20 protein-coding genes and 2 pseudogenes are annotated in these 26152 nt (G+C 35.8%); 14 read left to right on the top strand and 8 right to left on the bottom strand.

What is annotated here, in order from left to right; genetic code table 11:
- The first annotated feature begins 86 nt into the window (after positions 1–86).
- The 3 genes and pseudogenes from AAGD74_RS04370 to AAGD74_RS04360 all read left to right on the top strand — a co-directional run bounded on the left by AAGD74_RS04370 (position 87) and on the right by AAGD74_RS04360 (position 3539).
- Positions 87–2783 (top strand): tetratricopeptide repeat protein, encoded by a 2697-nt coding sequence (locus AAGD74_RS04370; RefSeq protein ID WP_341810551.1) that lies wholly within the window; start codon positions 87–89, stop codon positions 2781–2783.
- Positions 2704–3357, top strand: a pseudogene (locus tag AAGD74_RS04365) (tetratricopeptide repeat protein); the annotation flags it as partial. The gene AAGD74_RS04370 and the pseudogene AAGD74_RS04365, both read left to right, overlap by 80 nt.
- Positions 3358–3419: 62 nt before the next feature.
- Positions 3420–3539: a tetratricopeptide repeat protein gene (locus AAGD74_RS04360; RefSeq protein ID WP_338482275.1), complete on the top strand. Its 120-nt coding sequence runs from the start codon at positions 3420–3422 to the stop codon at positions 3537–3539.
- Positions 3540–3577: 38 nt separating this feature from the next.
- Here AAGD74_RS04360 and odhB read toward each other — a convergent pair whose 3' ends face one another.
- Positions 3578–4750 carry a 2-oxoglutarate dehydrogenase complex dihydrolipoyllysine-residue succinyltransferase gene (odhB, locus tag AAGD74_RS04355; protein WP_077188159.1) on the bottom strand — a complete coding sequence of 391 codons (1173 nt, stop codon included), beginning with the start codon at positions 4748–4750 and terminating at the stop codon, positions 3578–3580.
- Between the two features lie 1038 nt (positions 4751–5788).
- On the opposite strand from odhB, the gene hemC reads away from it, so the two are divergent.
- A complete protein-coding gene (gene hemC, locus AAGD74_RS04350) occupies positions 5789–6667 on the top strand; it encodes a hydroxymethylbilane synthase (protein ID WP_341810550.1) in 879 nt (292 codons plus the stop codon).
- Positions 6658–7545, top strand: coding sequence for a UDP-N-acetylmuramate dehydrogenase (gene murB, locus AAGD74_RS04345; protein ID WP_236515092.1), 888 nt, complete (start codon positions 6658–6660; stop codon positions 7543–7545). Before hemC ends, murB begins: the two co-directional genes overlap by 10 nt.
- A 174-nt stretch (positions 7546–7719) precedes the next feature.
- On the opposite strand, the gene AAGD74_RS04340 is transcribed toward murB, so the two are convergent.
- Positions 7720–8552 (bottom strand): IS5-like element ISWpi1 family transposase gene (locus AAGD74_RS04340; RefSeq protein ID WP_338482219.1). Its coding sequence is split into 2 segments (ribosomal slippage): positions 7720–8183 and positions 8183–8552, totalling 834 coding nucleotides; the frame shifts between segments, so codons are not numbered across the junction.
- 212 nt (positions 8553–8764) lie between these two features.
- Here AAGD74_RS04340 and mtaB point away from each other — a divergent pair.
- Positions 8765–9991 carry a tRNA (N(6)-L-threonylcarbamoyladenosine(37)-C(2))-methylthiotransferase MtaB gene (gene mtaB, locus AAGD74_RS04335; RefSeq protein ID WP_338482272.1) on the top strand — a complete coding sequence of 409 codons (1227 nt, stop codon included), beginning with the start codon at positions 8765–8767 and terminating at the stop codon, positions 9989–9991.
- A 66-nt stretch (positions 9992–10057) separates the two neighbouring features.
- Positions 10058–10996, top strand: a complete 939-nt coding sequence (locus AAGD74_RS04330; protein ID WP_049973647.1) for a P44/Msp2 family outer membrane protein — start codon at positions 10058–10060, stop codon at positions 10994–10996.
- A 7-nt stretch (positions 10997–11003) separates the two neighbouring features.
- Here AAGD74_RS04330 and AAGD74_RS04325 read toward each other — a convergent pair whose 3' ends face one another.
- Entirely contained in the window at positions 11004–12491 is a 1488-nt protein-coding gene (locus AAGD74_RS04325) for a type II secretion system protein GspD (protein ID WP_077188083.1), read from the bottom strand.
- Positions 12492–12633: 142 nt separating this feature from the next.
- On the opposite strand from AAGD74_RS04325, the gene AAGD74_RS04320 reads away from it, so the two are divergent.
- Positions 12634–14016: an IS66-like element ISWen3 family transposase gene (locus AAGD74_RS04320; protein ID WP_341810549.1), complete on the top strand. Its 1383-nt coding sequence runs from the start codon at positions 12634–12636 to the stop codon at positions 14014–14016.
- 99 nt (positions 14017–14115) lie between these two features.
- On the opposite strand, the gene AAGD74_RS04315 is transcribed toward AAGD74_RS04320, so the two are convergent.
- Both AAGD74_RS04315 and AAGD74_RS04310 read right to left on the bottom strand, forming a co-directional pair.
- Positions 14116–15480: an ankyrin repeat domain-containing protein gene (locus AAGD74_RS04315; RefSeq protein ID WP_338482271.1), complete on the bottom strand. Its 1365-nt coding sequence runs from the start codon at positions 15478–15480 to the stop codon at positions 14116–14118.
- Positions 15481–16246: 766 nt separating this feature from the next.
- Positions 16247–16921 carry a septal ring lytic transglycosylase RlpA family protein gene (locus tag AAGD74_RS04310; RefSeq protein ID WP_341810548.1) on the bottom strand — a complete coding sequence of 225 codons (675 nt, stop codon included), beginning with the start codon at positions 16919–16921 and terminating at the stop codon, positions 16247–16249.
- Positions 16922–16947: 26 nt separating this feature from the next.
- Here AAGD74_RS04310 and murC point away from each other — a divergent pair, with 26 nt between their 5' ends.
- The 5 genes and pseudogenes from murC (at position 16948) to fumC (ending at position 22972) form a co-directional block, all read left to right on the top strand.
- Positions 16948–18462 (top strand): UDP-N-acetylmuramate--L-alanine ligase, encoded by a 1515-nt coding sequence (murC, locus tag AAGD74_RS04305; protein WP_236514979.1) that lies wholly within the window; start codon positions 16948–16950, stop codon positions 18460–18462.
- Positions 18463–18655: 193 nt separating this feature from the next.
- Positions 18656–18772 (top strand): annotated as a pseudogene (locus AAGD74_RS07310) (WPE palindromic element domain-containing protein); the annotation flags it as partial.
- A gap of 128 nt (positions 18773–18900) precedes the next feature.
- Entirely contained in the window at positions 18901–20175 is a 1275-nt protein-coding gene (gene eno / locus AAGD74_RS04295; protein ID WP_341810546.1) for a phosphopyruvate hydratase, read from the top strand.
- A complete protein-coding gene (cgtA, locus tag AAGD74_RS04290) occupies positions 20163–21185 on the top strand; it encodes an Obg family GTPase CgtA (protein WP_006280016.1) in 1023 nt (340 codons plus the stop codon). The genes eno and cgtA overlap by 13 nt, the downstream gene beginning before the upstream one ends.
- 392 nt (positions 21186–21577) lie before the next feature.
- Positions 21578–22972, top strand: a complete 1395-nt coding sequence (fumC, locus tag AAGD74_RS04285) for a class II fumarate hydratase (protein ID WP_077188081.1) — start codon at positions 21578–21580, stop codon at positions 22970–22972.
- A 194-nt stretch (positions 22973–23166) separates the two neighbouring features.
- Here fumC and grxD read toward each other — a convergent pair whose 3' ends face one another.
- The gene (grxD, locus tag AAGD74_RS04280; RefSeq protein WP_006280013.1) at positions 23167–23490 is read right to left on the bottom strand and encodes a Grx4 family monothiol glutaredoxin; all 324 of its coding nucleotides are present in this window, start codon (positions 23488–23490) and stop codon (positions 23167–23169) included.
- A 15-nt stretch (positions 23491–23505) separates the two neighbouring features.
- Positions 23506–23724, bottom strand: a complete 219-nt coding sequence (locus AAGD74_RS04275) for a BolA/IbaG family iron-sulfur metabolism protein (protein ID WP_006280012.1) — start codon at positions 23722–23724, stop codon at positions 23506–23508.
- 129 nt (positions 23725–23853) lie between these two features.
- Between AAGD74_RS04275 and AAGD74_RS04270 the strand changes: the two genes are divergently transcribed.
- Entirely contained in the window at positions 23854–24762 is a 909-nt protein-coding gene (locus AAGD74_RS04270; RefSeq protein ID WP_341810545.1) for a P44/Msp2 family outer membrane protein, read from the top strand.
- 14 nt (positions 24763–24776) lie between these two features.
- Here the strand turns inward: AAGD74_RS04270 and AAGD74_RS04265 are convergent, their stop codons facing one another.
- Positions 24777–26099, bottom strand: a complete 1323-nt coding sequence (locus AAGD74_RS04265; protein WP_077188090.1) for a malic enzyme-like NAD(P)-binding protein — start codon at positions 26097–26099, stop codon at positions 24777–24779.
- Positions 26100–26152 lie beyond the last annotated feature (53 nt).

Genomic DNA, 26152 nt, shown 5'->3' with positions numbered 1-26152 from the left:
AATGTTAAAGAATCTGTTGCATTATCTTAGGCACTTGGTGACTTTAATTTTTTATAGAAAGAAGTTATTCGTAGGTTTAGTAGGGTATGAATGTAGAAAACAAACAGTCTGAAGTACTTAGTAATCGTACATTTAAGAAGAGAGATGGCACATCAACAGGTGATCATGGTCGCAAGTATGAAGTAAAATTATTAATGCTGTATCTACTTCATGGGTTAAGTAGTAAAATTGACTTTTGGTTAGCATCAAACATAGAAGGTTTTGGAGCCTTTGATGATATTTTTTTTGAGTATAAAGATCAGAAGAACAAATCGAGAATTATCTTGGTTCAAGCTAAGCACTGCAATACACATCGCTCTTCGAAGAATATTACTTTTGAAGATTTGTTTATTGATGGAAATGATAGAAAGCAACAGAAAGAAGATTTCGGGTTAAACAAATATTTTGAATCTCATCCTGAGATTAAGCAAAACCCTGAGTGTAAGAACAGTGATATTACGCTTGTCATTCATACTAATGTCAATGTGAACCTAAAAAAAGGTACAGAGAAGCAAGGAAGCGTAGAAACATTAGAGAAGTATCTGGAAGAGTCAAAGTTAACAAATGATAACACTTTAAATATTTATGAAGGTCAAAAAGGAACGTGCTACAAAATAAAAAATCATACTGAACTGAAAAAATACTTCAGTTGTGGTAGTGACGATGAAATAGAAGATTTTTTACTTAGAATAAGGTTTGTAGTTGATCAACCTAATCATTCAAAATTAGATGATATTATTAAGAAAGAAATAGGGAATATATACAAAATATCAGGGGAAGAAGATATTGATACGGTTTTTGTCCGTGTATTTGACAAGGTAGAGAAATGGTGGGCACAAAAGGGTAGCAAAGTTTCTTATCTAACAAGAAAAGACGATTATTTTAGGGAAGCTATAGAACATCTTTATAGTCTCAAACCTAGAGAAGATCTATTTGAACGGTGGAACATTCCACCTAAAATAGCTAGTGGAAATTTCATTGAACGAGAATATCTCAATGAAGAAATAGTAAATCATCTAAAGACAAAAAATGAGCCAGTTATATTAACTGCTTTGTACGGGTTAGGTGGAGTAGGTAAAACACAGTCAGTGCTAGATTTTATTCAAAAACATGGGAAAGAATACAAGGCAATATGTTGGTTTAATGCAAAAGATGAAGATCAACTACTCAGTGAATATGTTAATTTAGGAAGAAAATTAAATATTATTCACGATGAAGACAACATTTCTATTGCACAGCGAGCTTATTATGTGAAAAACTGGCTAGAAGATTCTAAACGTGAAGGCTGGTTGTTGATTTATGATAATGTATCAAATTATGAAGTCATTTCTAAGCTCAGACCTACAAAAGGCGGCAAAATAATAGTTACGTCTCGTAATACTGAATGGCCACAAGGGAGTATAGGTGTAGACGTTTTTACTCCTCCAGAATCAGAATTATATGTTAAGAAAATTCTAGGCCAGGTTTCAGAAAGCGATAGGCCAAATATAGGTATATTGGCAGAAAAGTTAGTTAGATTACCTTTGGCATTAGCTCAGGCTTGCGCTTACATCAAAGAAAACAAAATGACTATCTCACGTTACTTAGAAATTTATGCAGAAAGGAAGCTTTATTTATTATCTCATAAAACACTACCTAAGGATTCTAACCATGAGCCTGTGTTTATTACTTGGGATATTACAATGGACGCAATTCGTAATGAGTCTAAACTAGCAAGCAAGTTGTTAGTAGCTTGTGCATATTTAGACAATGATATTCCTAAAGATTTGTTAAGAATATTTCCTGAGATTGTAGAGAACAATTCTGAAGAAAAACCTTTTGAAGAAGTATTAGGTATATTATTGAGATATTCGATGCTAGTGTCCAATGAGCAGAGTAGTAGTGTTTCTATTCACTGTTTAGTACAAGATGTAATTAGGCTAAAGTCAAAGGAAAGTGGAAAAATTAAAAAAGATATAAAAACCGTTTTTCAATTATTAAAAGAAAGCTTCCCTGACGACAGTGACAAATTAGAAGATTATGCTAAGAAACGACAGTTGTTACCACATTTAGAAACGTTCTTATCACATATAGATGATTGGCTAGGAAAAAATCCTTTAGAAAAGCAAACAATAGAGAAGGATTATCTTGTGGATTTGTTAATACGAATGAGTGATGGATATTATTACTTGGGTAATCCTAGAAGACAAAAGGAGTCGCTTGAACGGGTTTTACCTATCTTTAGAAAACATTATGGATCTGATCATTTTATAGTCGCCACGGCACTGACAAACCTCGGTATCGCTTGCGGGGATTTAGGTGATCACAAGAAAAAAAAGACGTTGCTTGAACGGGCTTTACCTATTTCTGAGAAACATTATGGCCCTGACCATTTCGAAGTTGCTGCCATACTGACAAACCTAAGTAGTTCCTACGGGACTTTAGGCAATCATGATAAACAAAAGGAGCTTCTTGAACGGACTTTAACAATTAAAGAGAAACATTATGGCCCTGACCATTTCGAAGTTGCTAGGACACTGGCAAACCTTGGTAACTCTTATAGGGCTTTAGGTACTCCTCAAAAAGCAAAAGAGTTGCTTGAACGGGCTTTACCCGTCCTTAAGAAACACTACAGTCCTGATCATCCTGAAGTTGCTATACCACTTGCAAATCTTGGTATTGCCTATGGTGCGTCAGGTAATCATGAAAAAAAAGGAGTTGCTTGTGCGGGCTTTAATAATTCAAGAGAAACATTATGGCCCTGATCATTTTATAGTTGCTAAACTACTGACAAACTTAGGTGGCGTTTACATAGTTTTAGGCGATCCCAAGAAAGCAAAAACGCTGCTTGCACGAGCTTTAATAATTCAAGAGAAACATTATAGCTTTGGTCATTCTGGAGTTGTTAAAACACTGATAAATCTAGGTAATGCTTATGGAGATTTAGGTGATCACAAGAAAAAAAAGGAGTTGCTTGAACGGGCTTTACCTATTTCTGAGAAACATTATGGCCCCGATCATTTCACAATTGCTATAGCACTAACAAACCTCGGTATCGCTTATGGGGATTTGGGTGATCATAAGAAACAAAAGGAATTGCTTGAACGGGCTTTAGCAATTAATGAAAAACGTTATGGCCCTGACCATTTCGAAGTTACTGCCATACTAACAAATCTCGGCACCGCTCATTATGCTTTAGGTAATCCTCAGAAAGCAAAAGAGTTGCTTGAACGAGCCTTAGTAATTCAAGAGAAACATTATGGCCCCGATTATTTTGAAGTCGCTATTACTCTGACAAACCTTGGTATCTCTCATGTGGATTTAGGTGACTATAAAAAACAAAAGGAGTTACTTGAACGGGCTTTAGCAATCAAAAAGAAACAGGTATTGCCTATGGCGCTTTGGGCGATCACAAGAAACAAGAGAAATTGCTTGAACAGGCCTTGCCTATTTTTGAGAAACATTATGGCCCTGATCATCCGGAAGTTGCTAAACTGCTGGCAGAACTAGATGACATTTAGGTTTTTAGCAATACTGGATTAACAACAATTCATTTGAGCTACACTTCCAAAACTAATCTATTTGGATCTTCTATATAATTTTTTATTTTAACGAGGAAAGTTACTGCTCCTTTGCCGTCAACTATTCTGTGATCGTAAGAGAGAGCAATGTACATCATAGGTCTGATTTCTACTGCATTACCAACAGCAACTGGCCTGTTTTGTATTGAATGCATTCCAAGTATTCCAGATTGCGGAGGGTTTATTATCGGAGTAGAAAGAAGCGAACCGTATACTCCGCCGTTTGAGATAGTGAATGTTGCACCTTCCATTTCTGATACTTGTAATTTACCTTCGCGAGCTTTTTTGCCAAGAGCAACCAAAGTCAACTCAATTTCTGCAAATGACATCTGATCGGCACCCCGAATAACTGGTACAACAAGACCTTTATCGGTGCCAACAGCAACACCTACGTCATAGTAATGTTTATATATGATTTCATCGCCTGAGATTTCAGCGTTAATTTCAGCAATTTCTTTCAATGCTTGCACCGTTGCCTTTATAAAAAACGACATAAAACCAAGTTTTATTCCATATTTTTTTTCAAAGGCGTCCTTATATTTTGCTCTTAGATCCATGACATTTTTCATGTCAATTTCATTGAACGTGGTCAGTATTGCAGCAGTATTTTGCGATGCTTTCAAACGAGCGGCAATTACTTGCCTTATTTTGCTCATTTTTACTCGTTCCTCTCTTTGCTCTCCATTTACTACACTTTTTGGCAATTCATATTGTTTTATTGCAGGTTGTTCAGCTTTGTTCATATGGCCTATCACATCTGCTTTTGTTATTCTGCCTCCCATGCCAGTTCCTTTGACGCTTTCTGCACTGATTGCATTTTCTTCCATAATTTTACGAGCTGATGGAGCATCTTTTTTAGCAGCACTTTCGCTTTTATCTTCTTTTCTCGCTTCCTCTTTTACTTCTCCCATGGAAAGCTTTGCTAACAATTGATCAGGACTTATTACATCATCTTCTTTTATAAGAAATTCAGTTATTTGCCCTGAAGCTTCTGCAGTTAATTCGAGTGCTGTTTTGTCAGTTTCAATTTCAAAGATCAAGTCATCTACTTTTACTGCTTCTCCAATACCCTTCTTTATTTTTACTATACCTTCTGTAACTGATTCACCACCAAGAGTTTTTGGTGCTCTGATTTCTATAATTTTGCTCATAAAACAACTTCCGTATAAAACTTTCTATAGATTTATACATGAAAAGAGACATGTAATAAACTAATAAATTCATTGAGGCTCTTATCATTTAGAAGTGACAAACGGATAACATATTCCCAAATGTCATTCCAGCACGTGACGCTAGGCCATAAAAATTCCTTGACAAGCTTTGTCAGCCCCCCTATCATGGTACTGAAGCTATTTATTTATCTTCGCAATCTGTGCAGGTTAATGACAAAAAACTTAGGGTATTTGGCGTCTCATGTTTAATTTTTCGCACTGCGTGCATCGCATGTCTTTAAAAATTTTTAGGTTTTTACCTATATAAGCCGAAACGCGCTTACAAAGCGTTTAAGACAGCAAAAAACGTCAAATTGACAAGGGAGAATTTGAATGCTAGCTACTACGGGGTTTCTTTGCCTTTTTTCCTGTTTAGTAAATTTCTTAAACACTTGCGGTGTAGGTTAGTTGCAAGTTAAAAGCAGCTAAATCGCTCTTAATCAAGCGTTTTAGAATAAAAAAAACGCCGATATTTTAGTACATAGTAAATAGCCAACCACCACGGGGCTTCTTTTGCCTTTTTTTTCGCTTGGTAAATTTTTTAATATTTATAGCTAAACGACAACCGTCATCCCGCTGCTTGTTAGCGGGATCTAGAGATACCGCGAATGAATCGCGGTATGACGGTTAAATAATTCGTCATCCCGCTACGTGTTAGCGGGATCTAGAGATACCGTGACGGTATGACGGTTCGCGGTGGTATGACGATAAGGTTTATACCTTGTCATGCAAGTAGCTTGACACTAGAATCCAGTAAGCTTATTTATGCATATAAAAGGTTATTATTTTGTAAAGGCAAAGTTGCTTTTGGTTTTAAGTTAAAGTACAATAAATGCAAAGGCTCATATAAACTGGATCCAAGTAATCAGCTACTCGGATGACATCAGAGAGAGGCTAACCGAAGTTCATGCGATACACGTTACCAAAGTGTTTAAATAATTAATTAGGTTAAGGTTTGGTATTCAAACAGTCGTACATATGCTAGTCAAAATAGGTACCAGAGGAAGCAAGCTTGCAGTTGCCCAGGCTTTGGAAGCAAAACAAAAGTTGCTGGACTCTTTTCCTAACTTATCTATTGAAATTGTTAAGATAAAAACTTCTGGAGATAAGTATGCAAACGCAAATCTTGCTGAAATAGGAGGTAAAGGATTATTCATTAAAGAAATTGAGGCTGAATTGCTCGAAAATAATATAGATATGGCAGTTCATTCGTTAAAGGATGTGCCTGCGTTTTTCTCAGGGGGCTTAACAATTCCTTGTGTTTTAGAAAGGCTAAGTCCACGCGATGCGTTTATTTCTCATAAACACAATAGCCTTGAGTCTTTGCCACAACAGGCTATTATTGCCACTTCTGCAATAAGAAGAAAAGTTCAGTTACTAAATTTTAGACCAGATTTAAATATAGTACCGTTACGTGGAAATGTAACAACTAGATTGCAAAATCAAAGTTTTGATGGAATAATTTTAGCTGAAGCAGGGCTCATAAGATTAGAAAAACATCACTTAATTACAGAGGTATTGCCACCAAAAGTTATGTTAAGTGCAGTGGGACAGGGAGCGATTTGTATTCAATGTAGAAGGAATGATGTAAAAATTATCGATCTTTTAGAGAAAATTAATAATAATATGTCTTTTATAAGAGTGAAATCAGAGCGCAGTTTTATGAAGACAGTGAATGGTTCATGTTTTAAACCACTTGCAGCTTTGGCTGAATATGTGAGCGAAAATATGCTACATCTTCGTTGTATGTTGGCAGATGAAAAAAATATATACTTCACTGAGCGCACTTCATTTATAGAAGATGCGGAGAAAATGGGTATGGATGCAGGGTTAGAGTTGAAATCAAAATGCTTATAAGCTTACCTAAAGTACGTGGAGTCTATCGTTATGACATCTTAATGTCTAAAGCAACGTGGTTAAATGTCGGTGGACGAGCTGATATATTATTTAAACCACGTGATATTGAAGATTTAACATGCTTGATTAAAAACACTGAGTTGCCAATCAACGTTATCGGTGCAACATCCAACATAATAGTGCGGGATAGTGGCATTCGAGGAATAATAGTAAAATTGGGTAAGGAATTTTCATATATAAAAAGTAAAGGTAACAACTCCATTGTTGCAGGTGGTGCTGCGCTGCTCAGGAACCTTGCTTACTTTGCAGGAGAGCAACAAATTAGTGGACTTGAGTTTCTAGTTGGAATTCCAGGAACAGTTGGTGGCGGAATAGAAATGAATGCAGGTGCGTATGGTAGTGACATCGCAAGCGTTGTACAATCCATAAAAGCAGTGAATCTAGAGGATGGAAACCTATATGAGTTCTCCAGCGAAGAAATGGGGTATTTTTACCGTGGACATAGCCTAAAAGGAAATTGGATTTTTGTTGAAGCTGAGTTTAAAGGAGTAAACTCAGAGTATGAGCTTATACTGCAAAGGTTAAAGGAAGTTATTGAGAGGAAAAATAAAAGCCAGCCAATAAGAGGAAAAACTGCTGGGTGCATATTCAAAAATCCAAAAAACTACCGAGCATGGGAGTTAATTGATAAATCTGGCTGCCTAGGGTTAAATATTGGTGGAGCTAGAATCTCTAAGAAACATTGTAACTTCTTGCTCAATTACGATAATGCAACTGCATCTGACTTGGAAAACCTTGGCAACAAAGTAAAAGATGCAGTAAAGGATAAATTTAATGTTGAACTTGAGTGGGAAATAAGGGTTTTGGGTAGCTATTAGATAGTTTTTATAGCTTATGTATATTCGTTCAGGAGAACGGCAAATAAGGTAGACAAGTAATCTAAAAAAATAATCATAGAGAAAACGTGAGGTAATGTGGTTAATCTTGTAGAACTTTGCAAGAATCTAGAGAGAAAAATAGCAAAGTTAGAGGTTGTCCGGAAACAAGTAAATTCAAGCATATTCCCTCTTTAACATAACCCTACTCATAGCTAGGTATATGAAATTCTCAGTGGATGTTGTGAGTAAATCATACTCCTTCGATAGCCTTCTATTCCTATTAACCCAAGCAAAAGTCCTTTCTACAACCCATCTTCTTGGCTGTACTTTAAACCCTTGTTCTCTTGTTGGTAGTAGCTCAGGTGGCGTATCTTTGTGCACCCAAAATCTACATGGAGGCCTTGTAACAATTTCAATATCTATGTCATATTCTTCCTTTGTGTGATTCTTTAAATTTCTTCCTTGGTATCCCATGTCAGCCCACATTTTTTTAACTTTAGTATATTTTGTTCTCATATTGTTTAATGCTATTTTAATACCATCTCTATCATTTTCGTTAGCAGCGCCTACGTAACAACCTAGTATAAAACCCTGAGTGTCTGTAATTATATGCCTTTTTCTACCCTTTACTTTTTTACTTCCATCATAGCCTTTGATCCCCCCTTTTCTGTAGTCTTTACAGATTGACTATCTACTATACAGGCACTCGGCTGCTCATTCCTTCCTATTTTTCTTCTACTATATTTTGTAATTTCATAATTCATTTTCTCAAAAATTCCCTGCTTCTTCCATTGCCTGAACTGCTCATACACAGTCTTCCATAGCGGAAAATCATTTGGTAAATACCGCCATTGACACCCTGTACGCAATACATAGAAAATTGCTTCTAATATTTCTCTTTTGCTATACTTTGGCGGCCTTCCTCCTTTCTTGTATGATACTCTGAAGTGTTTTTCTATTCTTGCCCATTCCCTTTCGCTTAGATCTGTTGGATACTTTTTTCTCATCTTTACCCCGTACTAAAATTTCAGATATTATAGCCTTTTACTTGTTTCCGGACAACCTCTCAGCAAAGGAGTGATACTGTGTCTGAGTGAAAATCGTTGAGATCCCAGTGTCTGCTGCTTGCATAGCATTTATTTACAAAAAAATAGTCATGCAAGAGACTTTGCTTGGATATTTGATATAATTTAGGTCTATTAAAGCAAAAAATACTAACATGAATGAAGTGATAACATTTGGTTGTCGTCTAAATTTTTACGAGAGCGAGTTAATCAAAGAAGCATTAAAAAAAGCAAAGAGAGAAAATGTTGTTGTGGTGCATAGCTGTGCAGTGACAAACGAAGCAGAACGTCAGGTAAAGCAAAAGATACGTAAGATTTACAAAAATGATCCAAATAAAGAAATTATCGTAGTTGGTTGTGCTGTTCAGTTGGATCCAGAAGTTTACAGTAGCATTCCTGGTGTAAGTAAAGTGCTCGGTAATCAAGATAAGCTAAAAGCTGAAAATTACTTACTAAATGACGATAAAATCTTGGTCAGTGATAACCAAGTAGAACCTGTTCTAATTAATGGATTTGAAGATAAGTCAAGGGCATTTATTGAAATTCAAAATGGTTGTAATCATAGCTGCACATTTTGTTCAATTACTGAGGCAAGAGGGAATAATCGATCTGTGCCAATAAACAGTATTATAGAGCAAATCAGGATCTTTGTAGAAAATGGATATCAAGAAGTAGTGTTTACAGGGGTTGATATTACTGACTTTGGTACAGATTTGTTGGGTAAGCCATCACTTGGTTCAATGATTAGGAGAGTTTTAAAGGATATACCAGAGTTGAAGAGGCTAAGACTTTCCTCTATCGATGTTGCTGAAGTTGACGACGAATTAATGGATTTAATAGCTAATGAGTCAAGACTTATGCCTCATTTACATTTGAGTTTACAATCTGGTAATAATTTAATACTAAAGAGAATGAAGCGTCGTCACAACAGAGAACAAGTGATAGAATTTTGTCATAAAATGAAGAGCTTGAGGCCTAATATAGCATTTGGCGCTGATATTATTGCTGGATTTCCAACAGAAACTGATGAAATGTTTCGGGATACAGTTGATTTACTGAAAAAAACAAATATAGTTTACCTACATGCTTTTCCATATTCAGAGCGGAAAAATACACCTGCTGCACGAATGCCACAAGTACCAGAGAATGTGCGTAAAGAACGAGTAAAAAATTTAAGAGAAGTAAATAAAGAAATTATGAGCAGTTTTTGTCAATCCTTGATCAACACTAAGCAAAGTGTTCTGGTTGAGCAAAATAATGTCGGTAGAGCAGAAAATTTTGCATTAATAAAGCTTGAATCAAGAGCGCAAGCTAAAAGTATTGTGAAAGTTAATGTTACAGGCGTAGAGAATAATTATTTAATTGGAAATACTCTTTCTTAATTTTTGTACATTAAAGAAATATATGATATGATGGTTATACTATAAATGATAATTATGGGTTCATTTGTGATAACTAAAAGATCTATTACTTTATTTTTGATTTTAATTTCATGTGTCTATTTTTTTATTACTTATATCGGTAATTATGTACACGTTGAACAAGTTATTGGAACACAACTCTTAAAACTAGAAACGGACAATAATGAAGATGTAATGCATTCTAAAGAGGTTACTGAAAAAGAAGTACTAACAGAGGATTTAAAATATCAAGAACCTGAAAATAGTCCTATTGAACAACCTTCTATTCTCCAAGTAGCTGATCAGAAAAATATGTGGTCACGTATTGCAGATCAAGCTGAGCCTACAAAAGAAAAATCAAAAAAACTTGATTTTTATGTTAGCGCTAACGGTGGTAAGGTATACCATGATAATTCAGAAACATTTGTAAAGGGTATAAAGGCAATAGGGGAGAGAGTCCTAACTTTAGTTGAAAGTCATTATGGTTTTATAATAAAAAATATAGTGGCAGATGAAATTAAAAGTATACAGCAATTTGATGGTAAAATTGATTTCCAGTGGTTTAGCAGCATGTCTTTAGGTTACTATGCTGGAGAAAATGGTAAAATTGATTTTGAAGCCGCGTATTCTATAGCCAATATTGAAGATAGTAATTCTCCTCCGGTATTTGATAAATCAGCAAGTATATTTGCGTTTTTGTTAAACTTCTATTACAATCCCAGCGTTCAGGATACACAATTTGCTCCGTACATCGGTCTTGGTATAGGACCAACAGTTTTTAGATTAAAAAGGATTAATGGGTCACCCCAAAATTCAATGCCACTGAATGTTCCTTGGTTTGCTTATCAAATAAAACTTGGTGTTGATTATTCAATAATCCCAGAAATCAAAACCTTTCTCGGCTATCGTTACTTTAGCGTTCCGATACCTGTTGCAGATGACATATCTACTCACAATATTGAAGTTGGTTTGATATTTAATTTTTAGTGATAATTTAATATATATATAAATTCTTATCTTTTCTATCTAACAAACCAAATGTTGGTACGATTGTTGCTTTTAAAAAAATGACAGTTTCTACTGTTCTAATATTATTCGCTAGCCTTTTTGATTTCTGATGCAATAAGCTTTGCTTATCTTCTCTATGTTCTATAAGCCCGCCGATTACCATAATTTCACCGCTCTTAATTTTTAACATAGAGTTCATTTCTCTGATTTCAACAATTGGAATGTCGCTATTTAATTTCATTTTACTCTGCTGTGCGACGTACTCTATATCTGGATCTTTAGTGTAGCCGTTAATTCTTGATAAAGTTGGATGTATATCCATGAATATTTCACTAGTATCAATGTTAATGCTTGGGTGGATTATTAGCACAACACCTATTGGGACGCTATTCATCTTCGTAATTAAGGTCTGATTAGAGTTTCTAGTATCTTTTTGTATATCGGAGGTAAAATAAATATGGTTTTTAGTAAATGAAATCATCGCTTGCTGATTATTTATAGCATGTACTCTGGGGCTTGAAATTACAGTTGAAGTGCCAAATTTGTCTAAATTTTTTACTAAATCTCCTAGATCATTTGCACCAAAGTTCATTGCTAGGTTAATAATGGAGTTATCTTGATTTATTATAGACTTAGTTCCATCTTGTAAGTCATTTAAGTTCATACCAGAAAGGTATTTGTCATCTAGCACAACTTCAACTATTTTTGCCTCTATCATTACTTGAGAAGACGCTAACTTCTTAACCTTATTAATATATTCTTCAACAGCTTTGTGGACATCTTTTCTAGCATTCAAAATAATAACACCAGCTTCTCTGTTGGATGAAAGGAATTCGCCATCATCCACCCCGTTAACATCCATTATTGCATTCAAGCCTTTTTCTAATGAATTCCATAAGTCACTACTGTATTGAGACTTCATAACATTGTTATAGTCCCTATCAACGTTACTTCCATCACTGTTAGTAATATTGTTATTAATAACGAAACTGCTTTGAGCAGAATGTTGAATATTGATGAAGTCTACGTAATAATTTTGTGCGTATGGCAAGTCCTGCTCAATTCTAATTACACCATTACTTGTTGAGTAACGCAGTTTGGCGCTATTTGCTATACTCTGAATTACTTCGTTTATATCCTTATCTTTTAGCTTTAAAATAATATTACCTGATATTTTTGGGTCCATATCCAAGTTAACGTCAGAAAGTTTTCCTATCTCAATCAGCAAATCCTTTACTGATACTTCTTCACTAACATTAATAGAAATAAGCTGATTACTGATTGTGAGATCGGGAAACTCTATTGGTAAAGGCATAATTTCTGGTATTGCCGGTTCATTAATCTCCAAAGAGGTGTTATATTGTTGCAACGGATAATCGTGCTTATAATTGTCTATGTTAATAGGATATTGCTTGGTAGGTAGATGTGTGCAAGAAATAATGAAGAGGAGTATTAAGCATTTAAAAATAGCCATTAGAACAGCATACAAAATCTATACTAATAGATTTCTATAAAAATATTAAAAATGTATTTAATCTGTATCCGTTCAGCGGAGTGGCAGAATAAGGTAGACAAGGTGATCTAAGAAGATAATCATAGAGCAAAAGTGAAATAATATGGTAAACCTTTTAGAACTTTGCAAAAATTTACAGCAAAAAATAGAAAGGTTAGAAGCAAAAATAGAAAGATTGGAAAAAGAGAATGAAAGTTTAAAAGCAGAAAATAAGGCTTTAAAGATAGAAAATGCTGAGTTAAGAGAAAGACTCGGTTTAAGCTCAAAAAATTCATCAATACCAAGTTCCAAAGAGTTGTATAAAATAAAAAAGAATAAGCCGAAAAGCGAAAGGAATATTGGCGGTCAGGTTGGTCATAAAGGAAGTTTTCGCGCCAACATGGATGCAGATAAAGTAGTAAAGATAGAGTTGCCTAATACTTGCGAATGCGGAGGAGAAATTGCAATACGTGAAAAACCATATATTCATCAGAAAGTTGATCTTCCAGAAATCAAGCCTTATGTAGTGGAATATCAGTTAGAACATGGCCGTTGTCGGAGATGCGGAAAGAGAAGAAGTAGCAAGTTACCAGAAGGTGTTACGCCAGATACATTTGGTCCAAGGGTTAAGTCAATAATTGCAGCGTTCAGCGGATTCTACAAAAATTCAAAACGCGAAATAGCGAGTGTCGTAAATGATATCTTCAATTTGAACATAAGCGTCGGTAGCATATCAAATAGTGAACATAGAGTTGCTTCAAAATGCAAAAAAATGTATGAGCAGATCGAACAAGAGATAAGTAGGAGTAAAGTTCTACATATTGATGAAACGAGCCATTATAACAAAGGTAAACTCGCTTGGTGTTGGATGTTTGCAAGCAATACGGCAAGTTTTGTAAAATTTACAGAGTCAAGAGGAATGAAAGTTTTACAAAATAGTAAATTCTGCAATCGCAATAGCTTGGTAATAACTGACAGGTATGCAGCATACAATTATTTTGCCGATAAAAACAGGCAAATCTGTTGGGCACATTTATCAAGAGATTTTGAAAGATTAGCACATAGTTGGAATATTGAAGTTAAAGTTCTGGGTTGTTACTTGAGAAACGTGGCCACTGAATTATTTGCACTAAAAAAAGCTTTACTAAAAAGTGAGATAGATGTTTTGAGGTTTGTCAGACGTGCCAGAAAATTAAGAAAACGTACAAAGTATTACTTGAAGGAGATATCTCGTTTACCTGAAGCAATTGGAGCCTCTCGAGTTGCAAAAAATGTTCTGAGATCTGAAAGAATGATGTGGAAATTTTTAGATGACCCAGAAAATATTCCGCTGACAAATAACCACGCTGAACGGCAAATTCGGCATTATGTCGTTTATCGCAAAAACTCATATTTTACACAATCAAAGCGGGGAAATACATTCCTTGAGCGGATAATTTCATTATACTTAACTTGGAAACAAAGGGGTCTCAATCCTTTCCAAAATCTCCTATCTATTGTTTCTTAAACCACTCTCCTGAACGGATACTTTAATCTCATTTTCATCGAGCAGATAATTGTCGTGTATTAGCTTTGGCTATTTATTTTTTGTATACTCTTCTTGTACTTAAATGTAGACCAGCATAGCCCTAATTTTTTTATATATTTTACTTCTTTCTCTGTATTTAATAATAGGCTTGAAAATAAATGGTAAGCCTATAATTGTTAAGCTTAGAGCTAGGGTTGAAAGTATACAACAGGCTTTGTGTTTACTATGTAGCTCTTTCAGGTAAAGCATCAAAAATCTACAAAATTTTTTGTAATTTTCTTCGATGTTTTTTTTGCTATGAGCCTTGCTAATGAACATATCTATTGCGGTATGACCGTTATTGCACTTAATGTTAAGGTCTGCACCTTTTTCTGTTAACAACTGAGCTATATCAAAATAATCCTTTTGAACAGCAAGATGTAGAGGTGCAAAACCTTGTTGCTCACAAATGTTCATATTGGCTCTAACTTCCAATAACATTTTCACAATTTGTGTATGGCCTTTTTTAACTGCGAGTAGCAAGGGAGTTCTGTTGCATTTAGTAACAGCATTAATGTTTACCTTAAGCCTCAATAAGAGCTTAACTGTTTTAGTGTTACCATTATGGCTAGCTTTATGCAGCCTGGCGTTGCCATTAAAATCTTGATCATTTGCATCTATTCCTTTTGATACAAGAAATGTTACCATTTTTCTATTATTATGCTCAATAGCGCAATCTAATGCATCAAAACCATGGTTATTTTTTGTGCAAAAAAACTCTTTAAGTTTAATTTTATCGTTACTTGCTTGCTGTTTTTTTGCAATAAGCTTTACTATTTGCATTTTGTTGTTATACGCTGCTAGGAAAAGCGTAGTGTTATTTTCTGCATCTTTGGCTTCTATATTTGCACCTTTCTTTATCAGATATTCTATAATTTCTGCTCTGCTGTCATAATGTGCGGTGCATTGATAAATGGTTAAAAACAAAGGAGTACGAAAATTGTTATCTTCACATTCGAGATTTGCTCCGCTATCAATTAAAATTTGAACACTTTTTTTAGAACCGTATAGTGAAGCTATATGAAGAGGAGTATAGCCCTCTTTGACATCTTTTTCATTAATTTTTGCGCCTTTTATTATCAAAAAATCTATTAATTCCGTGTCATCTTGTAGTGCAGCAAGGTGCAGTGGAGTGAATCCATTTTTATCCTTGGAATTAATTGTCAGTTGGTTAACAAAAAGTTTAGCAACTTTCTTGTGTCCATGCATAATGGCGTAATGCAGAGGGTTTCTATTTTCGTTGTCTACGACATTGAAATCAGCTTCGTGCTCTAGTAATGACTTTACTCCAACTAAATTGCCTTCTTTTGTGAACTTATGCAAGAGAGTGATTCCACTTGCATCTTTTGAGTTAATATCAAATCCATTTTCTACTAATTGGTTTATATCTTCCTCACGCGCCATATCACTTAAATCTCTAATTAAACTCTTTTCGCGTTAATAATACTCCTACTTGATTAAGTTTAAATGAATCTGTGAGAAATGGCTAGTGCATTCTTGCATAACAAACTTTTGGCAGCGCATTGGATGAAACGAAAAACTTACTTGACAAACTCCGCCAGCCCTCTTATCATGAAACTGAAGCTATTTATTTATCTTCGCAATCTCTGCAGTGGATTAATGACAAAAAACTTAATGTATTTGGCGTAAGTCATGCTTAATTTTTTGCACTATGTGCACCTCATGTCTTTATAAAACTTTTAGGTTTCTACCTATACAAGCCGAAACGCGCTTATAAAGTGTTTAAGACAGTAAAAGACGTCAAATAGACAAGGGAGAATTTGAATACTAGCTACCCTAGGGTTTCTTTGCCTTTTTTTTTATTTGGTAAATTTCTTAACATTTGCAGCTAAACGACAACTGTCATCCCTGTAAAGGTCAAGTATCCCGCTACTTGTTAGCGGGATCTAGAGATACCGTGACGGTATGACGTAGGATTGCTGTCATTTCGCTACTTGTTAGCGGCTGAGATACCGCGAATAAATCGCGGTATGACGGTTAGCGGTGGCGTGACGATAAGCTCGTCATTCCGCTACGTGTTAGCGGCTAAGAGATATCGCGGTGGTATAGCTATAAATTGTTGATATCTTTTTTATATCACATTTTTAACTTACAATAGTTAGCCAGCGTTCCTTACATTAACCAAATCTTTCAAATTCTGCACTCACCACTACCTATAACTCACTTTCACGCAATATTGATCGTTCTTAAAAAGCAATCTAACATTTTTTATTCCTTGATTGCGAAGCTTTGATGCAGATGACTTAGCAGCCTGAGCACTTTTAAAAAATGCAACATATCCCTTACTTTCTGCATTTTCTTGTTTTGGGTGACGTTTCTGTATTTCTTTTTCATACTGCTTTCTATAATGAGGAGTATTTTGTATCAATTGTTCTGACATCTTTCTTAGGTATTGAACTTTTACTTTTGCAAGCCCAGATTTATGAAATCCTAAGACTTGAGCTGCTTTTTCTGATAAGTCTATTATTCTGCCTTCAATAAAAGGCCCTCTATCGTTAACCCTTGTAACAAGCTTTCTTCCATTTTCTAAATTAGTGACAAGAACAAAGCAGGGTAAGGGCAAAGTCTTATGCGCTGCAGAGATCAAGTGACGGTTAAACGCTTCACCATTTGCTGTAAGTGTGCCATGATCTTCTATTCCATACCACGATGCTATCCCTATCTCTTCATAGTGTTTACAGTTTTTTGGATAATAAGTTATACCATTTATTGTGTAGCTGCTGCCAATTTTATAATGACCTGCAGTGCAGTTAAACCTGTTGCTAACACTGCAGCTACTTATCAAAACAAATATTAGGCATAGAAAGGTTAGGTTTTTTATCATTGTATTCGGTAAGAGGGTTCGATACTATGAGGATTTTAAATTATACTATAATAAATTTAGTAATGAGTAAACATCTACTGCTAAATATTAACAAAACTCAAAAAGGAATAATACATATTATTGGTATAGGTGGAATCGGAATGAGCGCTATTGCTGAAATTCTTCACAATTCCAATTACAAAGTTCAAGGCAGTGATGCACAATCAAACGACAATATAAATAAGTTACAAAAGCTAGGTATAGAGGTTTATATTGGTCACAATGCTAATAATATAAGCCAAGCTCAAATAGTTGTACATTCTTCTGCAATAGAATCTGATAATGTGGAGTTAATTGCGGCAAAAAATAACAATAAAACCGTTTTGCATAGATCAGACATACTTGCTGAAATTATGAAAGGTAAATATGTGATAGCGGTTTCAGGTTCAAGCGGAAAGACAACAACAACGGCTATGATTGCTTCCATTTTTGATCATTCTAATATTGATGCAACTGTAATTGTAGGAGGAATACTAAATTCGTATCAGAGTAATTCAAAACTTGGAAAGAGTGACACTTTTCTGATCGAGGCTGATGAGTCTGATGGAACTATGCTAAAAATCCCTGCAAAGATTGCTGTCATAACAAGTATCAACAATGACCACATAGATTATTACGGCACATTTGATAATATCAAAAATGCATTTTCCCAATTCGTGAATAATGCAGGTTCTGCAGTTTTACCTGATTCTGTAGACATCGATTATGATGCGAGTAATTCTATAACGTTTGGGTTTGAGAATGGTAGCATAAGAGCCAGCAACATTAAACAGCATGCTAACAGCATAGAATTTGACGTGTTGAACAACTGGATTCCAGCATCAGCTACTTGCATGACAAAAAAGCAGGTGTCATCCCATCACCCTCTGTCATCCCAGTGCGTGACACTGGGATCCAGCCCTTTAAAAAACATAGTACTATCAAACGCAATAGGTATTCACAAAGTAAGCAACGCCTTGGCTGCAATATCAGTTGCGATAAAACTCGGGATTAGCGATGCAGATATTAAAAAAGGCCTTTTGGAATTTCAAGGAGTAGCAAGAAGATTCTCTTTGATTGCCAATATTAAAGGTGTTAAGTTAATTGAGGATTATGCCCATCATCCAAATGAAATATATGCAACTTTAACGGCTGCACGTTCGATTACTAAAGGAAAAGTAATAGGAATTATCGAACCACTTCGTTTTGCTCGCATTCGTAATTTTTTTGATGAATTCATACGAATTTTCATGATGTTTGATTATGTCATCCTTACTCCTGTTCATCCTCCAGAAGATAAGCCCATTCCTGGTTGTGGAATTGATGATATACAAAAAGCTTTAATCAGTAATGGATTTAATAACACAAAAATTATGAATGATGCTTTGCTCATTTCACATTTTATTAGTGATTCGACAAGTCCAGGTGATATAGTATTATTTATTGGTGCTGGTAGTAATATAGCTAAATTGGCAAAGGAAGCTGCAAAGCTCATAGCAGAAACTATACAAACATCTAGTTAAACGATAGAATAAATGCAAGTACTGGTGTCATGCAAACTGGAATCTAGTCAATTATATATATGGAAAATGAATTTAATTGAGAAAAAGAATCCGGACTGGGAGGATTTATATGATAAAATTGTGTAATAAGGCTGGATCCCAGTGTCGAAGCACACAACTGTACGAACGTTGTGATATGGGGGTAACTTCCACTAAGAATGATGTCATCCCAGTGCCCAGACACTGGGATCCAGAAAACTTAATCGTAAATGAGCACACCAGGTGGCTGTATAGTAAAAGCTGGATTCCAGTGTCAGCTACTTGCATGACACCATCCGCTACTCAAATTACCTGTATATTGCAATGTTCATACACTGAAATGTTACAGCGCTGGGATAACATCTTCCGAGACAGAACGCTCCGTGCACACAATTGTGAATCTAGTAAAGGGTTAATGTAATGAATAAGATAATCAACAATGTATTTGCAAGAGAAATTTTAGATAGCAGGGGTTACCCTACTGTTGAGGTGGAAATTGAACTCTGTGATGGAGTAATAGGTAGAGCATCTGTACCTTCTGGAGCTTCAACTGGTAAATTAGAAGCCTTGGAACTCAGGGACCAAGATGAGAAAAGGTATTGTGGTAAGGGAGTGCTGAAAGCTGTTCAAGCTGTAAATGGGATAATAGCAGATGAAATCTTTGGAATGAATGCAGCGGACCAAAATGCAATTGATAAAGCATTAATTGAACTGGATGGAACAAAAAATAAATCTAAACTTGGAGCAAATGCAACTTTGGGTGTGTCTCTTGCGGTTGCAAAAGCAGCAGCAAACAGCTTCAATATGCCGCTCTACAGATATTTGGGAGGAGAGCAGATGAGTGTTATGCCGGTTCCACTCATTAACATAATTAATGGTGGAGTACATGCAGACAATAAGCTCGATTTCCAAGAATTCATGATTCTTCCGGTCGGGGCTGAGACTTTCAGTGAAGCAATCAGAATGTCTGCGGAGGTGTTCCACAACTTACGTAGCATTCTTAAGAAAAAAGGTTATAGCACAAACGTAGGAGATGAAGGTGGTTTTGCACCAAATATTGAAAGTACTGAAGAAGCACTTGACTTGATCATATACGCTATAGAATCAGCAGGTTATTCAGCGCAAAGTGATTTTGCACTAGGCCTTGATGTTGCTTCATCTACTTTTTATGAAGATGGAATTTACAAATTTGAACACAGAGATCTTACTTCAGAAGAGTTGACTGAATATTATTGTAATCTTGTGGAAAGATATCCAATAATGTCTATAGAAGATGCAATGAGTGAAGACGACTATGAAGGTTGGAAATTACTTACTGCAAAATTGGGGAGTAAAATTCAATTGGTTGGGGATGATTTGTTTGTTACACGTTGTGAACTGATATGCAAAGGAATAGAGGAAAAAATGGCAAATGCTGTACTGATCAAGCCAAATCAAATAGGGACGTTAACAGAAACTTTTGCTGCTATTGAAATGGCAAAATCAAATGGCTATAAAGCTGTTATTTCTCATCGCTCAGGTGAAACAGAAGACACAACAATATCCCACATAGCAGTTGCATCAAATTGCGGGCAAATAAAAACCGGGTCGCTATCGCGTTCTGATAGACTCGCGAAGTATAACGAGCTAATCAGAATAGAAAGCGCATTAGGAAAGGATGCTAAATATTATCGTGGGTTAGCATGGGTTTTATAGACGAAGTAAAATTGTGTTTAAAAGCTGGTGACGGTGGTGATGGCTGTGCAAGTTTTCGTCGAGAAAAGTTCGTTGAATTTGGTGGTCCAAATGGTGGTAATGGAGGAAAGGGCGGAAACATAGTTTTCATCAGCGACGCTAATCTCAACACTTTGCTTCATTTTCGTTATAGAAGACACATTAAAGCAGATAGTGGAAAAAATGGTGCAGGCAGGGATAGATCTGGCACAGCAGGGAAAGACGTTATACTTAAAGTTCCAGTCGGTGCACAAATAATTGATGAAGAAAGTGAAGAGATAATAGTAGACCTTGACAAGCCTGGTATGGAATTTCAAGTAGCACAGGGTGGAAAAGGTGGACTTGGAAATACTAATTTTAAATCTTCTACTAATAAGGCACCAAGACATTTTACTTACGGTCAGCCTGGCGAAGAAAAACATGTATTATTAAAACTAAAAGTTTTATCAGATGTTGGAATTATTGGCATGCCAAACGCAGGTAAATCAAAATTTTTGACTCGCTGCTCAAATTCCGATACAAAAGTAGGCGATTATCCATTTACCACCGTAAGACCTCATTTAGGCATGGTAAAAGTGGATGATAGCGAAGTTGTAATAGCAGATATTCCTGGAATAATTACTGATGCTCACCTTGGAGTTGGGCTCGGGCATAAATTTTTAAAGCACATAGAAAGGTGTCAAATTTTACTTCATTTAATCGATGTAACTCACGATGACGTTGTTTCGGCTTATAGTTGTATCCATAATGAATTGGAACTTTACAATAGTGATCTTGTTGAAAAAGAAGAGATTGTAGTATTAAACAAATGCGACTTATTGAGGGAAGCAGAAATTCTGGAAAAGAAGAATCACCTAGCTAATTATCTCAATAAAGAAGTGCTGTGCTTATCAATTAATGGTGATTTACAGCCTATTTTAAGATTATTAAGTGAAAAATTGAAAAAGAGTAATTCTAAGGAAATCGATGTATATGATCCTTTTAAAGCGTAAATTTTCTATTTATGGATGTACAAGAATGGTAGCGTGCAACCAGAACTAAGCGTACAGCTGTGCAAACATCGTGATTTGAGTCCACCAGAAGGGTGTCATCCCAGTGCCCAGACACTGGGATCCAGGAATTTTATTAAGTTGGTAAGCATAAAAGTAGCCGTTTTATGTTAAAATACAACGTTTTGATGATTATGAAAAGGCTGGATTCCAGACTGGAATGACACCATCATAAAGTGAATCAGTGTCAGCTACTTGCATCTACCATGCAAGTTACCTGAAAATTGCAATGTTCGTACACTTGACTACTTGGATCTAGTATGATTTAATTAACCAAGAAGTAGGCATGAAAAAATTATGTAGTGAACCAGTTTGCATAACACCAGGAGGAAAATATGGATAGAAAGACGAGAATAGAATCAGACAGCTTAGGGGAAGTAAAAGTACCAAGTGAACATTACTGGGGAGCGCAGACTCAGCGTTCTTTAGAAAATTTTAAGATTGGCACAGAAAAAATGCCAGAGCCTCTGATTAAAGCATTAGCAATAGTAAAACTTGCAGCAGCGCGTGTTAATATGAAACATGGTGTTATAGATGATAGGGTAGGGGACGCAATTTGCACAGCCGCGAGGGAAGTAATAGATGGCAAATTTAATAATGAATTTCCGCTTGTTGTTTGGCAAACCGGATCCGGAACGCAGACTAATATGAATATGAATGAAGTGATCAGCAATCGTGCAATAGAGATTTTAGGTGGTAATTTGGGTAGTAAATCTCCAATACATCCAAATGATCATGTGAATTATGGTCAGTCGTCAAATGACACCTTTCCAACAGCAATGCATATAGCAGCAGCAGACCAGATAAACCGCTTGCTTATTCCAAATCTTGAAAAATTGCATAAGGTGCTGGATAATAAGGTTCAGGAATTTAAAGATATAATAAAAGTAGGACGTACTCATCTGCAAGATGCAACCCCCCTAACACTAGGACAGGAGTTCTCTGGCTATGCAGTCCAGATTAAAAAGGGGATAGAGAGAGTAAAATCAACTTTAAGTGATATATATGAGCTTGCACAAGGTGGCACTGCAGTTGGCACGGGACTCAATACTAAAAAGGGTTTTGCTGAAGATTTTTCAAGCCAAGTTGCAGAAATTACTAACCTTCCATTTACTTCAGCAGGCAATAAATTTGAAGCGCTAGCAGCAAATGATGCTTTAGTTGAGCTCAGTGGAACACTCAATACAGTAGCAGTCAGTTTAATGAAAATTGCAAATGATATAAGGTTGCTTGGTTCTGGTCCAAGATGCGGAATTGGGGAAATAATGTTACCGGAAAATGAGCCTGGTTCTTCAATTATGCCAGGTAAAGTGAATCCAACTCAGTGTGAAGCGGTGACTATGGTATGCACTCAAGTTATGGGAAATCATGTTGCTGTAACCATTAGTGGTTCAAACGGTCATTTTGAATTGAATGTGTTTAAGCCAGTGATAATTTACAATGTTTTGCAGTCTATAAGACTTTTAGCTGACGCAAGTTTAAATTTTACAGAAAAATGTGTAGTTGGTATTAAAGCAAATGAAGAGAGGATAAAAGATTTACTGAATCAGTCGTTGATGTTGGTCACTATATTAAATACGCATATAGGGTACGACAATGCAGCAAAAATAGCGAAGCTTGCTTATAAAGAAAATATCACTCTAAAAGAAGCAGCAGCAAAACTTCAACTGCTCACTGAGGAAGAGTTTGAAAGGATAGTGAAACCAGAAGAAATGGTAAATTATTTGTAACCGCTCACACTTAATTCTTCAATCTCACTAATAGAAAGGCCAGTAAACTTGACAATAGTGTTAACATCAACATTATTATCTTGCTTTGTCTACCTTATTTTGCCGCTCCCCTGAACGGATACGGTTTAAGACATAAGATCCTTTTTCATAGCTATACTACGTTATCCAGCGTCTGGGCACTGGTTTCTTGGTACTTATTCCGCAATAATTTTTTTTTCCTTCAATAAACTTTGCAGTTCGCCTTTTTCGTACATCTCGCGAGTGATGTCGCAACCACCAATAAACTCTTCCTTTATATATAATTGTGGAATTGTTGGCCAATCAGAAAACTTTTTTATAGATTCACGTATTTCATCATTCTCCAACACGTTAATATACTTAAACTTCACGTTCAATTTTTTTAGGATTGACACGACGAGTCCAGAGAATCCGCATTGAGGAAAATCAGAAGTGCCTTTCATATACAATACCACATCATTTTCTGTTATATCTTTTTTTATTTGTTCAAAATTGCTCATAAATTCACCTTATTTTTAAGTATTAGTTTCCAGTTGCAAGGCGTGTATAGACTGACCTTCCAGAGCTTTATATACCATTTTATGCTGTTCTATTTTTGTCTTTCCAAGAAAACACTTGGAGTTTATTTTTAAATGATAATGGTCATCATCTCCAGCAAGATCATGAATCTTTATATCAGCGTCGGGGAACGATTGTTTGATGATTCTCTCTAATTCGTGAATTGCAATAGTCATTGATTTGCTTTAAATTACAATACTTTCATTATAAATCTAAAACGATTGAGCGCAATAAAAAGTTGCTATCATAAAAAATAGAAGCATACTATAATAATGGAATGACAAGTTATGCAGGGAGGCTTTGTGGTGGGCGAAAGATTTAAATTCATATATCTATTGGTTTTGCTAACTTTTTCATTTAGGTGCTTATCTTACGATGATAAAATAAATAACTTAGAGAATGTTTACATCAAAGCTAACTATTTTGGAGCATTCTTCAATGCAATAGGTTCTCTAGAAGGAAAAGAAGATGCAGGTGACAATATAACAGAGGGGGTTTTTAGTTTTAATAAGAAGGAGCGAATTGAAGCTGGATACAGTCCTAAATATGTTCCAGGGTTTGCCGGTAGTGCTGCAATAGGGTATTTATTCAAAAATATGAGAGTTGAGTTTGAAGGCTTATATTCTCAGACTAACTTATATGATGAAGATTATTCAGATAAGAAAAAAGCAAGATATATTGAACTTCTTCGTCACAATGATGCGTCTACTGGAGCGGAATGCAATTCACCTTGGAGAAGTGGAAAGGTTGATATTCACATTCAAGAAAATTGTAGTGTTGAAGCAGAGTTCAGAGCTGCATTTAAGATGAAAAATGAAGGTTTTAATAACTTAGCTGGAATGGTCAATGTATATCGTGATTTTAATATAGCAAAAATGCCATTCACCCCATATGTTGGTATTGGTGCAGGTGTAACTAGGGTTAAATTTCTAGGAAAAACCAGATATGCCTTGGCTTACCAAGCAAAACTTGGTATCAATCACCAACTTACAGCACAAACTCAAGCATTTGCTGGTTTACGCTATTTTGGTATCCTTGATAACCAATTTAAAGATATTGTACCAGGAATAAAGATACTAGCTGGTGAAGGATATATTCCTGCCGGTGGAGGAAGTAAAGTTGATGAAACTGCACGTGTTGAATCAACAACTGCAACCATTACCAATAGGTTTGGCATATATGGCTTAGAGTTTGGGTTGGTTTATCACTTTTAACTTTATCCAATAAATTACATATGTGAAGATAGTAAATTCAGCGTGCTGAGAACATTAGAAAGACGAGATTTTAATTGATTTTCATATTTACTCCAATCTTGTATTGCCTTTCTTGCAACACCTGAATCAACTGCGGCTTTTGCAACAGCAGGAGCTACTATAGAAATTAATCTTGGGTCAAATGGAGTAGGTATTATATATTCACGTCCATAGCCCATTTTACGACCGCCATAGACTGCAGATATCTCACCTGGTACTGGCTCACGGGCAAGCTTTGCTATTGCATCTGCAGCTGCAATTTTCATTTCATCATTTATTGTTGTTGCATGTACATCAAGTGCCCCTCTAAATATATAAGGAAAACCCATTACGTTGTTGACTTGGTTGTTGTAATCTGACCTACCAGTTGCAATTATTGCATCTGGCCTCACAGATTTTGCAAACTCAGGCCTTACTTCTGGATCGGGATTGGCAAGAGCAAAAATAATCGGGTCTTTGCCCATACTCTTTAACATCTCTTCATTTAACACATCTTTTGCAGATAGTCCGATGAATACATCAGCGCCTTTTATTGTATCAAGTAGAGAACGTTCGGAAGTATCAATTGCATACTTTTCCTTCCACTCATTCATATCCTCGTTTCTACCTTTGTATATTACTCCTTGCTTATCACACAGCACTATATTTTTAGCGCCCATGGACTTTAGTATTTCTAAACATGCAATACCGGCTGCTCCAGCACCATTCATAATGATCTTAACGTCCTCTAATTTCTTTTCAACAATATCAAGAGCATTTTCTATGCCAGCTGCAACAACCACCGCAGTTCCATGCTGGTCATCATGGAACACTGGAATATCCATCAGTTCATTCAGGCGTTTCTCTATTATAAAACAATCGGGAGATCTTATATCTTCTAAATTTATCCCCCCCCAACTTGGCCCAAGATACCTTACTGCATTGATGAAATCTTCTATATTTTCTGTACCAACTTCTATATCAACTGCATCAATATCAGCAAAACGCTTAAATAAAACAGCTTTGCCTTCCATGACAGGTTTTGCAGCAAGAGGACCGATATTACCAAGTCCAAGCACTGCAGTGCCATTTGAAATGACAGCAACACAGTTGCTTTTTGCTGTATAATCATAAACAACCTCAGGATTTTTAGCTATTTCAAGGCACGGAGCTGCAACACCAGGGGAATAAGCAAGTGACAAATCATACTGGGTAGATAAAGGTTTTGTTGGCATGATTGAAATTTTACCAGGGTTACCACCTCTGCTGTGATACTTAAGCGCTTCTTGTTTTGTGGTACTATCTAAATCATCGTTCATCATTACATCCTTATATTTTAAGCTTGTATTTTTTAAGTATATGGAGTTTTTAT

This window comes from Wolbachia endosymbiont (group A) of Campoletis raptor, assembly GCF_964026755.1.
In the GTDB taxonomy this organism is placed as follows: Bacteria; Pseudomonadota; Alphaproteobacteria; order Rickettsiales; family Anaplasmataceae; genus Wolbachia; species Wolbachia pipientis.
This window is presented reverse-complemented; position numbering and strand designations above follow the sequence as displayed.

Coding starts and splice junctions, on each gene's coding strand:
- grxD (WP_006280013.1), bottom strand. CDS start 23,490: ATGAGCAATTTTGAACAAATAAAAAAAGATATAACAGAAAATGATGTG.
- AAGD74_RS04275 (WP_006280012.1), bottom strand. CDS start 23,724: ATGACTATTGCAATTCACGAATTAGAGAGAATCATCAAACAATCGTTC.
- cgtA (WP_006280016.1), top strand. CDS start 20,163: ATGGGTTTTATAGACGAAGTAAAATTGTGTTTAAAAGCTGGTGACGGT.
- hemC (WP_341810550.1), top strand. CDS start 5,789: ATGCTAGTCAAAATAGGTACCAGAGGAAGCAAGCTTGCAGTTGCCCAG.
- fumC (WP_077188081.1), top strand. CDS start 21,578: ATGGATAGAAAGACGAGAATAGAATCAGACAGCTTAGGGGAAGTAAAA.
- AAGD74_RS04370 (WP_341810551.1), top strand. CDS start 87: ATGAATGTAGAAAACAAACAGTCTGAAGTACTTAGTAATCGTACATTT.
- AAGD74_RS04315 (WP_338482271.1), bottom strand. CDS start 15,480: ATGGCGCGTGAGGAAGATATAAACCAATTAGTAGAAAATGGATTTGAT.
- odhB (WP_077188159.1), bottom strand. CDS start 4,750: ATGAGCAAAATTATAGAAATCAGAGCACCAAAAACTCTTGGTGGTGAA.
- murB (WP_236515092.1), top strand. CDS start 6,658: ATGCTTATAAGCTTACCTAAAGTACGTGGAGTCTATCGTTATGACATC.
- mtaB (WP_338482272.1), top strand. CDS start 8,765: ATGAATGAAGTGATAACATTTGGTTGTCGTCTAAATTTTTACGAGAGC.
- AAGD74_RS04310 (WP_341810548.1), bottom strand. CDS start 16,921: ATGATAAAAAACCTAACCTTTCTATGCCTAATATTTGTTTTGATAAGT.
- AAGD74_RS04325 (WP_077188083.1), bottom strand. CDS start 12,491: ATGGCTATTTTTAAATGCTTAATACTCCTCTTCATTATTTCTTGCACA.
- murC (WP_236514979.1), top strand. CDS start 16,948: ATGAGGATTTTAAATTATACTATAATAAATTTAGTAATGAGTAAACAT.
- AAGD74_RS04265 (WP_077188090.1), bottom strand. CDS start 26,099: ATGAACGATGATTTAGATAGTACCACAAAACAAGAAGCGCTTAAGTAT.
- AAGD74_RS04320 (WP_341810549.1), top strand. CDS start 12,634: ATGGTAAACCTTTTAGAACTTTGCAAAAATTTACAGCAAAAAATAGAA.
- eno (WP_341810546.1), top strand. CDS start 18,901: ATGAATAAGATAATCAACAATGTATTTGCAAGAGAAATTTTAGATAGC.